We start from the raw sequence: 12391 nt of genomic DNA, 5'->3' as shown, positions 1-12391 counted from the left end.
TCTGGCGGCACAGCGGGTAGGCGTACATCTAACCCTGCAAAAACGGGATCCGGACGCCAAACGTCTGGGCGAGCAATACAAAGTTCAATCCCAGCACAATGGCTGCTCCGATAATTGCAAGACCGCTTGTCAGCCGCCCAATCGCGAACTCGCCCATGATGTCCTTACGCGAGATAAAGACAATCAGCGCAATCATTGGCACCGGCAAGGCGATGGACAGAATGACCTGGCTGATGACCAAAGCTTCCGTGGCATTGTACCCCATCGCAACCACAACGAAGGCCGGCACCATGGTCACGAGACGCCTTACCCAGATCGGAACGCGGAAATGCAAGAACCCCTGCATGATCATCTGTCCGGCCATGGTTCCGACAACCGAGCTCGAAACACCCGATGCAATCAACGAAGCCAGAAACAGGCCGGCCGCGGCCGCGCCGAGCAGAGGCGTCAGTGTATGATAGGCGGTCTCGATTTCGGCGACCTGAGAATACCCCTGATGAAAGGCGCTGGCGGCCATCATCACCATGGCCATGTTGATCAGACCGGCCACGGTCAGCGCCACGATGACCTCGATGTTGGAAAAACGCAGCACCCGCCTCCGGTCGTCATCGTGACGCAATACAGCCCGGGACTGGGTCAACCCGGAATGCAGGTAGATCGCATGTGGCATGACCGTGGCCCCGATAATCCCCACTGAAATCAGAAGGGCCGTGTTGTCTGCGATCACGGGCTGAACAAGACCAAGTCCTGCCGCCTTCCAGTCTATCGGGGCAATCAGGATCTCTGCGAGATAACACAACCCGATGATGCCCACGAACGCGCCGATGATAAGCTCGATCGGCCGGAACCCCTGCCGCTCGAACACAAGGATTGCATAGGTGATGATTGCCGTGATCCCCATGCCAACGATCAGGGGAAGATCCAGCAGGAGTGCAAGCCCGATGGCTCCGCCCAGAAACTCGGCAAGGTCAGTGGCCATGGCCGCCACTTCGCTGACTGCCCACATGACCCAGACGACCCATTTCGGGAAGTTGTCCCGCGACAACTCCGCCAGGTTCTTGCCCGTTACGATCCCAAGCCGCGCGGAAAGCGCCTGAAACAGCATCGCAATAAGATTTGCCAACAACACCACCCACAGGAGCTGATAGCCGTAGCCAGCGCCCGCTTGAATGTTCGTGGCATAGTTGCCGGGATCCATGTAGGCGATCGAGGCAACGATCGCCGGCCCGGCGAAGACGAGCCTTGCCCGCAAGCTTCTGCGTTCACCTGCAAGAACAGCCCGGATGCCGTCTTGGGTCCTGTGGGTCATGTTTTGCACGTCGCACCCTCCGGACAGCCGCACACAACAGCTTTTGCAATTGATTTTCACTTGCAAATAGGAATTTTCAATCCGAGTTGTAGGCATTTGAGGACATATTGCTGCCAAGAGCCAGCGGCGTTCAGTCCACTGCAGCGAAAACCTGCAACTGAAAGGCTCACATGCGCCTTTTTCTCCTTCCGCCACAACGCGGAATTCCAGAACTCAAATTTATGCAGCGGCCACGCTCCGCCGCTGCACAAATGCCATTTCCTGACAAGCAAGTCCTGAACAGGCTACCAAGGCGTCGGTATGATGGAAAAGACAATCACCGAGAGAACATAAAGGACGAGGATCAGGATCGTTCCCAACCATGTCGTCCTCCTGCTGACCGGAGGCGTCACCCGCAGCCAGAATTCGAATGCCCAGGTGATCGCCGGCATGACGAACCATGTCAGTACCGCAACGCTGATAACGTTCGACACGAACATCTGATGGGCGAACGGCAGGGCCTTGATGAATGGCAGAATCCAGTCGGATATAATCATCACCAAGGGATAGAGCACCAACAGGATGATCATCGCCATCTTCCATTGCGGCGGTGATGTCTCCGCTGCCTGCTCTCCGTAGGTGTGATTGAACCAGTCCTCGAAACCCCGACCAATCCGCTTGTAATTCACCTTGTCAAAAAAGGGTTCAGCCTTCTTGATCAGACGCTTGTGGTCGTCAGACGAAAACCAGTTTTCGAGATGCTCGGGGCTGTCAAAGCGGAACACGACGACCCACTCTTTCTGAATACCCTTGATGGGTTTGATCATCTCTGTGCCCATGAAGCCGGGATAGGTGCGTGCGACCTTGTCGATCTCGAGCTGCCATTTCTGATAGTCCCTGGCATGCTGCGCCTTCACCTTTTGCGACACCACAACCGTAACCGGAACACTGCTTTCTTTCCGATTGATCATCACCTGCTGGCTTGCGGCAGTACCGAATTCTTTTTCAGAGTCCTTTAGAAGCTGTTGGTAGTCTGTATTTTCGATAAATTTCCGGAGATTTTCCTCGGTTTCAAAAATGAAAACCTGAATCCACTCCTTCTGAACGCCGGTAATTGGTTCATAGAGATTGGCTTCCAAAAGCCCTCCGTTGTCGGAGGCAATGTGAACGATGTTTTGATGCCAGTTCCGGTAATCAAGATCCCGATCGTCTGGCACATCCCTGGACAACACAACGGTTGCCCGTCTTCCGTAGTCAGACATTGTTTCTTATCCGATCAAGTTTGAAGTTTTTTTGTAAAGCAATTGGCCGCTGATATAGGTGGCCTCGACAGGACGCTCGTCACCCAGGATCATCATCCCGAAGGCTTCATGCGCCAATCGCTCCCGGGCCTGTTCCTCCTCCGAGCTCCCGGGATCGATTGCCGCCCGGGCCGCCCGCATCGCAAGAACAGACGTCACTTTCGGATTGGTTACGATAAAATCCGCAAATTTGCCCGGATCGAAACTTCCGATTTCGTGATCGAGATGAAGGGACTTTGCCCCGCCGAGTGTCGCAAGATAAAGCCCCTTGAAAACGCCCATTTTCTGGTTCTGCAAGGCCGAAACCTTGTAGGCACTGTTCAAGACACGGAAGATCGAGAATGTGTCACCTGCACCCATGTCGGTCCCGAGACCCGTGCGTACAGGCGTTTCCACCGACTTAGCTTTTTCGATCAAGAAAAGACCGCTGCCGAGAAACAGGTTTGAGGCAGGACAAAAGGAAACCGACGCGTCCGATTGCGCCATCCGGTGCCAGCAATCATTGTCCAGATGGATTGAATGTCCGGCAGTGAATTTCGGCCCGACGATACCCGCCCGTTCATAGACATTGAGATAATCCTTGGCATCCGGAAACACCTCCGCGACCTGGGCAATTTCCTTTCTGTTTTCCGACATGTGGGTGTTGACCCATGTATCCGGATACTCGCCTTTCAACTTGCCGCAGCAATCAAGCTGCTCCTGCGTGCTGCCAAGGGCAAACCTTGGTGAAATCGCGTATTTGTTTCGGCCCTTGTTGTGCCAGCGCTCGATCAGATCCTTGCTGTTCACATAAAAGGTTTCCGCAGTGTCAAGATACTCTTCAGGCGCCAGGCCTGGACGATCCATGCCGGTCAACCCGGCGATCATGCAGATGTTGCGCTCGGTACAGGCCTCAAAAAACGCATCGACGGATTGGGCGAACGTTGTGGTAAAAACCTGCGCGGTCGTGGTTCCATTGGCCAGAAGCAGATCCAGAAACACGTCAGCGATTTTGCGCGCATGCAGCTTGTCCCGGAACTGGAGCTCGGTCGGAAAGATGTATTTTTCCAGCCACTCCAGCAACTGTTCCCCATAGGCTGCCACCATCTCCGTCTGCGGGTAGTGGATGTGGGTGTCGATCAGACCGGGCAGAATCAATCGGTCCTTGTAAGTGGTGACCTCCAGATCGGGATACCGTTGGCTCAACTGTTCCCAGGGCCCGAAATCCTTGATCTTTTCACCATCAATGACCAGCAATCCATCGCGGAGATATCGGATGGCCTCCGTCTCATCCGTGTAATAAGGATCGGCCAGAAAATCCAAAAATGTGCCTCTAATTCCCTTCATGATAATTGTCTCCAAGCAAATCAGTCGGAAAAGATTACGCAGCGTAATTATTTGAAGCAAGCGCACTGAAAAGTTTTCCGAAGTCACAAACTTTAGATAGTTGGGCACTGAAACAGATAATTAAACAACCAAATTAAATTAATAATTTTCAATCTTCCGAAAATTCATTCTCAGATCACGAATTTCCTAAATCCTGAAATCAAAAAGAAGCAAAATTCGAACATAATTCTGTCCAACAGGCCCATTCAGCACTTTTTGACCGACGAAGAAGAAAGAGAAATATTTTATCATCGCTAATTAATACTAATTACAGCAGATGCACTGACGGGATTGGCGAACCTGACGGGTCAAGCATCCAATGACACTTCGCCGCGCCTCTAAAAAGAAATCGTCACCTGCCGGCCTGCTTTGCGTTAGCCATGAAAGTGATCCGCTCTGCGCTTTTCACTCTCTTGCCAATCCTTGGAACGAAGCAAACCTATCCAAACCAGCTCCACACGGATCAGCGGGACTGGACCAATCTTTTTTGCGCGGCCCCTGTTGAAAACCCGAGCGGTGTTCGCTACCTACGCGGCAATTACTTTGTATCTGCAAATTACGTGGACATGGACGGCAAATGACACGGGATGATCTCATTCGCGAATACCGGGAGCATAGCGCGAGCTGGCCCGCGCTCGTCGGTGTGTATGCCCTGATCGTCGGGATCATGGCGTTGACCGGATATCTCATGGTTGGCTGAAAAAGCAGCAGGCCTTGATGGAATTTCTCCATGCCCCGGCAAGACCTTGCCGGGGCATTTTGCATTCTCAAAGATCCGGTTCTTACGGCTTACAGTTTGGCCGCTTCCCCGATTGCATCCGTTCCCCGCTCCTCCAGCAAGGTCGTCAGCCAGTTCGGGTCCATTTCCGGAACGGACGACAGCAAAAGATCCGTATAGGCGTGATGAGGCGGGGTGAACATCACGTCTTTCGGGCCCTGCTCGACCACCCGCCCCTTTTGCATGACCACCACCTCATCCGCGATCGAGCGGACGGTCGCAAGATCATGTGTGATGAACATGTAAGCCAGATTAAACTCTTCCTGGAGACGGTCCAGCAACTTCAGGATTCCTTCGGCCACCAGCTGATCAAGTGCGCTGGTCACCTCGTCGCAAATGATGAAGGACGGATTTGCCGCCAGTGCGCGCGCAATCCCGACACGCTGCTTCTGGCCTCCCGACAACTCGGGCGGATAGCGGTTGTAGAACCGGGCCGGATCCAGTTCGATCAGATCCAGCAGTTCATCGACACGGTTCTTGAGCGCGGCGCCATGCAACCCGCTATAAAATCTTGCCGGACGGCCAATGATCTCGCTGATCCTGATCTTGGGATTCAAGGCGGTATCGGCCATCTGGTAAATCATTTGCGCCTGCCGCAGCTGCTCCTTGCTCCGATCCTGATAGCGCGGCGGAAGCGGCTCGCCATTGAACAGGATTTGCCCTTTTGTCGGGGGCAAAAGGCCCGTGATGCATCGGGCGGTCGTTGATTTGCCCGACCCGGATTCTCCGACCACGGCAACCGTCATGCCCGGATACACGTCGAATGACACATCTTCCAGAACCCGGGTCTTGCCATAGGCGGCATCGACATTCTGGACGGATATGATGGGCACGGCATCTGCGCCGGACGGCCGGTGTTTTTGAGGGCGCTTGAAACTGCGGACTGCCCAGAGGCTCTTGGTATAGTCTTCCTTCGGCCTGTCCAGCATCTGTTCCGTTGGGGCCTCCTCGACTTCCTCTCCCTTGAGTAGTACCTTGATGGTATCCGCCATCTGGGCGACCACCGCGAGATCGTGAGTGATATAGATCGCTGCCGTGTTGAACTGATCGACGATGTCGCGAATGGCGGCGAGCACTTCGATCTGGGTCGTCACATCCAGCGCTGTTGTCGGCTCGTCGAAAATGATGAGATCCGGACGGCATGCCATGGCCATGGCGGTCATGGCCCGCTGCAGCTGGCCACCGGAGACCTGATGCGGATAACGAAACCCGATCTCGTTCGGATTGGGAAGGCGCAGGCGTTGGTAGAGCTCCATCGCATCTTCCTGCGCCTCGACCCGCTTCTGAATCCGGTACTGGATCGGGGCTTCCGTGTGCTGGTCGATAATGCGGTGGGCCGGATTGAAGGATGCCGCCGCAGACTGGGCCACATAGGCGATCCGGGATCCGCGCAAGGCGCGAAGGTCCGATTCCGGGGTGGTTGTCAATTCCATGCCATCGAACTCGATCGAGCCGCCGGATATCCGGCAGCCGTCCCGGGCAAAGCCCATGGAGGCCAAACCAATGGTCGACTTGCCCGCCCCAGACTCGCCAATCAAGCCAAGAACCTCTCCCTTGTGCAAGGTCAGGCCGACGCCATGGACAATTTCCACCCACTGTTCATCGGAGTAGCCTTCGATGCGCAGATCCTTGATCTGGAGCAGAATATCTTTTTTGGGAACCATGATCACACCTCCTTCAGACCGGAGGACCGGAACAACATCCAGTCGACGACAAAATTCACCGAGACCGTCAACAACGCGATGGCGGCGGCAGGAATGAGCGGGGTCAGCTCGCCAAATGAGATAAGCGTCGCGTTTTCGCGCACCATCGACCCCCAGTCGGCAGTCGGTGGCTGAATACCAAGCCCCAGGAAAGACAGACCAGCGATCAACAGGAAGACAAAGCAGAACTCCAGACCGAACTCTGCAATGAGGGGAGCTGTCGAGTTCGGAAGGATTTCACGGCGAATGAGATACCAAGTACCCTCGCCCCGCAGTTTTGCCGCCTCGATGTAATCCATCACCACGACGTTTCCGGCCACGGCACGGGTCAGACGGAACACACGCGGCGAATAAATGACCGCCACCACGACGACGATCACCGCCAGATTCGTTCCAAAAATACTAAGCATCAACAAGGCGAAGATCAGCGAGGGAATTGACATGATCACATCGGCGACGCGGCCGAGGAACTGATCAAACCATCCGCCTTTGGTCGCTGCCAGCAAGCCGAAAAAAGCGCCAACAAAGAAGGCCAGAGCTGTGGCAACAAGCGCAAGCCCTACCGAGTTGCGCGCACCGTAGATAATCCGGCTGAACATGTCGCGCCCGAGCTGATCGGCCCCCAGCAGCATCGTGTCGTCCGGCGGCGCAAACGCCGACGATACAACCTGTGCCTCGCCAAACGGTGCAATAATGGGGGCAAAGATACCGGCGATTGCGTAGGTAAAGATCACGAACAACCCAAACGCAGCGGTCAATGGTGCGGTTCTAAGCTCCTTGGCCACACCGGTTGGCGTGATGATGATCAGGAATTCACGGAAAGCAAACGAAATGCCGGCAGCCAGGGCAAGCAACCCGGCCGCAATGGTGATGAACCGCAGGGCCGATGTTCCGCCAATGATCCCCATGACAAACGAAATCAATGTCAGGGAGAAGATGACCAGAAATATGCTGCGTTTCTTGTAGTAAGCTGCCAGACAGGACGCCCCGATCAGCAGCGCATAGTAACCTATTACGAAAGTGCTCATGTCGCTGCCCTCACTTCGGATGCCGTAAACGCGGATTGGTCAGGATCGCCCCGACATCAGCCGCCAGATTGAGCAGAATAAAGGTCGCAGCAAAAATGAGACATCCTGCCTGAACGATCGGGAAATCCCGCTTTGCAACGGCATCGACAAGAAGCTGGCCAATTCCCGGATAAACAAACACAACCTCGACCAGCACCACCCCTGTGACGAGATAAGCAAGGTTCAGGGCAACAACGTTAATGATCGGAGCCCATGCATTCGGAAGTGCATGCCTGACGATGATTTTCCAGGGTGGCACGCCTTTCAGCCGGGCCATTTCAATGTAGGGCGACGCCAGAAGATTGATGATTGCGGCCCGCGTCATCCGCATCATGTGGGCAGTGACCACGAGCACCAGAGTCAGGGCCGGGAGGAAGGTCCGGTGCAACAATTCGCCGAAACTCATGTCAGCACTCAGGCTCGCGATCGCCGGGAAGTAGTTTGATTTGACCGCCAGATAAAGGATCAGGATATAGCCGAGGAAAAATTCCGGCGACGAAATGGACGTCAGTGTCAAAACGTTGGCGACCCGGTCAAACAGCGTGTTTCGCAGCAATGCAACAATAACACCGAGGATGATGGAGACCGGAACCGCGATCACCGCAGCATATGCTGCCAGAAACAGGGTATTGACAAACCGGTCATTGATGGCTGCGCTCACCCTTTCACCCGAGACAAGGGACACTCCGAAATCGCCGGTCAATGCACCGCCAAGCCACTGGAAATACCGCCAGATTGCCGGTTGATCGAGGCCCAGTTTTTCCCTGAGAGCCGCAACCGTTTCCGGTGTCGCCCCCTGGCCCAAAACCGCTTCGGCAATATCACCGGGAAGCAATTCGACAGCAAAAAAGATCAGGATTGAAACCACGAGAAGCGTGATCACACCCAAGCCCAGTCTCTTCAGGACCAGCTTAAGGATGTCCCCCATATATTCCTCCAGAACTTGGACGCCCGGCCCTTTTAGACATGCTGTAGGCGCATTTTTTTCCGCCGCTCCACTTGCATGTATTTGCCTCGCCCGGTGCCCGGTTATGATCCCCAAGGCTGCCCCGGAGCCCGGGACAGCCATTTTTAACGGCGCGGTTTGTTTTACCGCAGCTTGATATTGTTAGTTTTCGAACCACCAGCGGCTTGCGGCCCGTGCTCCGTCATTTTCCCAGCTCGCAGCAAGTTGCTCAGGCGTCCCGATCCTTGCGCTGTTGGCGTAGACGAAATTGTTGAAGAACGGGATGATCGTGCCGCCGTCATCGCGGGCCAGAATGGCCATTTCGCGATACAGATCGGCCCGCCGGATATCGTTCAGCTCGGCCTTGGCCTCCAGCAGCAACCGGTTGAACTGTTCATTTTGCCAGAATGACTCGTTCCAAGCGGCACCGTCCTTGTAGGCCAACGTATACATCACATCCGGCGTCGGGCGTGCGCCCCAGGAGACAAGGCAGAATGGCTTCTTGAGCCAGACATCGGAATAGTAACCGTCATTCGGTTCCCGCACGACCTGAATGTTGATCCCGGCGTTCTTGGCCTGTTCAGCATAAAGGACAGCCATATCAACGGCACCGGCGTAAACACTGTCGGCCGCACTCAAGCTCACCGAAAGACCTTCCATACCGGCCTTTTTCAAAAGGGACTTGGCCTGATCGGGGTCGTATTCCCGCTGAACAACATCATTCGGCCAATAAGGCTGAGCCGGAGAATGGTGGAAGTCATTGCCTTTCGTTGCAGCTCCAAAGGTGATCTTGTTGATGATTTCATCGCGGTCAATTGCGAGTTTCAACGCATTCCGGACATCCACATTGTCAAAAGGCGCACGATTGCAATGCATCGGCATTGTGATGGCACCGGCTGACGGAATATTGTGAATCTTGATGTTCGGATTGCGCTGCAACAACGCCATCGTTTTCAATTCGATCAAAGACACAGCATCGACGTCACCGGTCATCAAAGCTGTCTGACGCGCATTCGGGTCGTTTAGAACAATGAGTTCGACATTGTCGAAATAAGCTCCCTCCCCATGCCAACCGTCATGACGGCTCAGGTTGAACTGAACGCCGAATTCACCGTTTTCTATCTTGTATGGACCCGAACCGTCCCCGGTTTGCCAATTGATCGAGCCATCTTCATTCGCCGGGCAAATCGCCATATGGTAGTCGGTCATGAGCCAGGGGAAATCGGCATTTCCGCCGGACAGTTCGACCACAATCGCATAGTCGCCGTCCTTTCTGATATCGACGACATCGAGCAGAAGCGACTTGGCCGCGGAAGTGGTGTCATCGCCGCGATGGTGATTGATGGAGGCTATGACGTCGTCAGCCGTTACCTTTTTCCCGCTATGAAAATAGGCGTTTTCGTTCAGTTTGAAGGCCCATTCGGATGCATCCGGACTGGCTTCCCATGCCACGGCCAGATCAGGCCCCAACGACCCGTCGCCATTGATCATCGTCAGATAGCTGCGATGCGTGTGAGCCAGAAAGATCATCTGGCGTGTCACATAAGTACCGGGATCATGCGTATCGGAGGTGTTGCCGTCGTGAAGTCCCCAACGGAACGTTCCTCCAGACTTCGGTTGGGCTCTCGCCTTTGTGGTCCATACGCCGGTCGCCGTTGCAGCCGTCACGCCCGCCATCACTGAATAGCGGATAAAGTCCCGTTTCGTGATCCCGCCAGAGCGCGCGGCTTTCTCCAAACGGTTAAGCAACTCGGTATCTTTTGACTTTGACATTGTTCTCCCCTTCCGGAATCCCGTTTCGCTTCATCGCAGCCAGTTTTCCAAGCGTAGATTCTTTTGTTTTTCCCGCCCGGCAAATATCTATTGCGACAGATTCGTAGCAAAACACGAACCAATGGATCACGGCCACCCCCTGGCAATCAATTTAATCTTAAATTTTTTTGCGCTCGAGCAAACATATTTCGCAACGCAGCAAAACAATTCATCACCAGCACATTATTTCTATAAATTATTGAAAGGCCTCTGTTATTATTTGATCATTTACAGACGGCTCGGGCTTTGTGCGGCCACCTTGCAGCTATTATAGGCAATGCTATTGCCGCCTATTTTCGTTTTGGCCCCGGGGAATGTCGGAAAATGGTGGTTGTGTTCGCTTTCCGGCAGGGCAAACACTATCACCAAGCGCATATTCATGGAAATTCCCTAAAGATCTGGAGGTGGCAATGAATATCGCAACGCGCAGCCGTGGCGGTGGACGCGCCGGCCGCAGGGCCATACGCACCGCGCCCCATCACGAAATGCTCCCCGGCCTCACCCGCAAGCTGCCGCTCTGCGAGCCGTTGGACGCAGATCAAATCAGGCGGATCGATGATGCGTCCATGACCATTCTCGAAGATGTCGGCATTATCTTCCGCGATCCGATTGCCCTTGAAGACTGGACCAGGGCGGGGGCGAAAGTAGACGGTGAACGGGTTTACCTGGACCGGGGTCTAATCCGTGAGTTGATCAGTACCATCCCGTCAAGCTTCACCTATCATGCCCGCAATCCGGACAAGAACATCCCGCTGGGCGGCAACCGCTCGATGTTTGTGCCCATGACCGGCGCTCCCTTCATCCGGGATCTTGAAAACGAGCGGCGCAACCCGACGCTTGCAGATCTCGCGATGTTTCACAAGCTGAGCCACATGTTGCCGGCGCTGCATTCCAGCGCCCACCACATCGTGGAACCGTATGATCATCCGATCAGCCACCGGCATCTGCGCATCACCTATTCGTCGATGAAGCACTCCGACAAGACCTTCATGGGCATGACGACAAGCCCCAAGAATGCCGAAGACGTCATCGAGATGTGCGCGATCCTGTTTGGCGAAGACTATCTGGAAGATCATCCGGTCACGACCGGGAACTGCAACGGCAATTCCCCCCTTGTCTGGGACGAGACGATGCTCGGCGCCATGCGCGCCTTTTGCCGCCGCAACCAGCCGGTGCTTTGCTCGCCTTTCGTTCTCGGCGGTGCCAATACACCGGCTTCCGTGGTTCCGGCGGTTGTCCAGCTGAATGCCGAAGCCCTCAGTGCTCTTGCCTATACCCAATTGATTCGCAAGGGCGCTCCGGCGATTTACGGCCACTATCTGTCCACGGTTTCCATGAAATCCGGCGCGCCCATGGCCGGAACGCCCGAGATCAGCCTGATGAACTTCCTGATCGGGCAAATGGCAAGGCACTACAACATTCCCTGGCGCACATCCGGATCACTCGGCGGCGCAAAGACTTTTGATGCCCAGGCCGGTTATGAAAGCGCCACGACACTCAATGCGGTGGTCCATGCCGGTGCAAACTACATTTGGCATGCAGCCGGATGGAACGAAGCCGGCATGCATTGTTCGGTTGCCAAATTCATCGTCGATGCCGAACAATGTGCCATGGTCTACCGGATGGCAGAAGGGCCGCGCTGGGATGATTTTGACGAAGCCCTTGCAGCCGTTCGGGATGTCGGGCCCGGTGGCCACTATCTCGGCCACCCTCACACTCAGGCAAACTTTCAGCGCGCTTTCTTCATGCCCGACATGTTCGACAACAACTCGATCGAGCAATGGAAAGCGGAAGGTGAAGTGGAGATCACCGAACGGGCGCTGAACCAGGCCAAAAAGCTCTTGAGCGAGTATCAGGAACCCAAACTCGACGACGCCAGAAACGAGGCGCTCCTTGACTACATCGCCCGGCGGGAACGCGAAATCCCGGCAATGGACGCCCTGAACCAGGAATACTGAGCTGGAGAGACAGAACGTATGGCGGATAGATCCTTACGATCTACCCGCTTTTCGGGTCTGCGAATGGTATAATGAGACCTCTGCATATTGCCGGTCTGTGCGGCTGAACCCGCCAATTCTGCACATTGTCATCTGTTTGGGACGGAGATGAAGTGGTCACGGAACGCCTTTCA

Annotated in this window: 9 protein-coding genes; 2 read left to right on the top strand and 7 right to left on the bottom strand. The window is 54.9% G+C overall.

Annotated elements, in window-relative coordinates; all coding sequences use genetic code 11:
• Positions 1–28: 28 nt before the first annotated feature.
• The 3 genes from E1297_RS20075 to guaD all read right to left on the bottom strand — a co-directional run bounded on the left by E1297_RS20075 (position 29) and on the right by guaD (position 3915).
• Entirely contained in the window at positions 29–1309 is a 1281-nt protein-coding gene (locus E1297_RS20075) for an Nramp family divalent metal transporter (RefSeq protein WP_196223369.1), read from the bottom strand.
• A 284-nt stretch (positions 1310–1593) separates the two neighbouring features.
• Entirely contained in the window at positions 1594–2550 is a 957-nt protein-coding gene (locus E1297_RS20070; RefSeq protein WP_155141569.1) for an antibiotic biosynthesis monooxygenase, read from the bottom strand.
• A gap of 6 nt (positions 2551–2556) precedes the next feature.
• The gene (gene guaD, locus E1297_RS20065; protein WP_155141567.1) at positions 2557–3915 is read right to left on the bottom strand and encodes a guanine deaminase; all 1359 of its coding nucleotides are present in this window, start codon (positions 3913–3915) and stop codon (positions 2557–2559) included.
• A 616-nt stretch (positions 3916–4531) separates the two neighbouring features.
• Between guaD and E1297_RS50810 the strand changes: the two genes are divergently transcribed.
• Positions 4532–4654 carry a hypothetical protein gene (locus E1297_RS50810; RefSeq protein WP_256372742.1) on the top strand — a complete coding sequence of 41 codons (123 nt, stop codon included), beginning with the start codon at positions 4532–4534 and terminating at the stop codon, positions 4652–4654.
• An 89-nt stretch (positions 4655–4743) separates the two neighbouring features.
• On the opposite strand, the gene E1297_RS20060 is transcribed toward E1297_RS50810, so the two are convergent.
• The 4 genes from E1297_RS20060 to E1297_RS20045 all read right to left on the bottom strand — a co-directional run bounded on the left by E1297_RS20060 (position 4744) and on the right by E1297_RS20045 (position 10221).
• Entirely contained in the window at positions 4744–6396 is a 1653-nt protein-coding gene (locus E1297_RS20060) for an ABC transporter ATP-binding protein (protein ID WP_155141565.1), read from the bottom strand.
• A 2-nt stretch (positions 6397–6398) separates the two neighbouring features.
• Positions 6399–7463 (bottom strand): ABC transporter permease, encoded by a 1065-nt coding sequence (locus E1297_RS20055; RefSeq protein WP_155141563.1) that lies wholly within the window; start codon positions 7461–7463, stop codon positions 6399–6401.
• Positions 7464–7473: 10 nt separating this feature from the next.
• Complete coding sequence (locus tag E1297_RS20050) at positions 7474–8430, bottom strand: ABC transporter permease (RefSeq protein WP_155141561.1); 957 nt, start codon at positions 8428–8430, stop codon at positions 7474–7476.
• A 180-nt stretch (positions 8431–8610) separates the two neighbouring features.
• Positions 8611–10221: an ABC transporter substrate-binding protein gene (locus tag E1297_RS20045; protein WP_155141559.1), complete on the bottom strand. Its 1611-nt coding sequence runs from the start codon at positions 10219–10221 to the stop codon at positions 8611–8613.
• Between the two features lie 449 nt (positions 10222–10670).
• Here E1297_RS20045 and E1297_RS20040 point away from each other — a divergent pair, with 449 nt between their 5' ends.
• The gene (locus tag E1297_RS20040) at positions 10671–12218 is read left to right on the top strand and encodes a trimethylamine methyltransferase family protein (protein WP_155141556.1); all 1548 of its coding nucleotides are present in this window, start codon (positions 10671–10673) and stop codon (positions 12216–12218) included.
• The last annotated feature ends 173 nt before the right edge of the window (positions 12219–12391 follow it).

The sequence above is a fragment of the Roseibium sp. RKSG952 genome (assembly GCF_009711355.1).
Note: the sequence above shows the minus strand (reverse complement) of the source record. Positions and strands in the feature narration are given on the sequence as shown.

Bases quoted from the DNA above. Each gene is read 5' to 3' on its own strand.
- E1297_RS20075 (WP_196223369.1), bottom strand. From the start codon at position 1,309: ATGACCCACAGGACCCAAGACGGCATCCGGGCTGTTCTTGCAGGTGAA.
- E1297_RS20070 (WP_155141569.1), bottom strand. From the start codon at position 2,550: ATGTCTGACTACGGAAGACGGGCAACCGTTGTGTTGTCCAGGGATGTG.
- guaD (WP_155141567.1), bottom strand. From the start codon at position 3,915: ATGAAGGGAATTAGAGGCACATTTTTGGATTTTCTGGCCGATCCTTAT.
- E1297_RS50810 (WP_256372742.1), top strand. From the start codon at position 4,532: ATGACACGGGATGATCTCATTCGCGAATACCGGGAGCATAGCGCGAGC.
- E1297_RS20060 (WP_155141565.1), bottom strand. From the start codon at position 6,396: ATGGTTCCCAAAAAAGATATTCTGCTCCAGATCAAGGATCTGCGCATC.
- E1297_RS20055 (WP_155141563.1), bottom strand. From the start codon at position 7,463: ATGAGCACTTTCGTAATAGGTTACTATGCGCTGCTGATCGGGGCGTCC.
- E1297_RS20050 (WP_155141561.1), bottom strand. From the start codon at position 8,430: ATGGGGGACATCCTTAAGCTGGTCCTGAAGAGACTGGGCTTGGGTGTG.
- E1297_RS20045 (WP_155141559.1), bottom strand. From the start codon at position 10,221: ATGTCAAAGTCAAAAGATACCGAGTTGCTTAACCGTTTGGAGAAAGCC.
- E1297_RS20040 (WP_155141556.1), top strand. From the start codon at position 10,671: ATGAATATCGCAACGCGCAGCCGTGGCGGTGGACGCGCCGGCCGCAGG.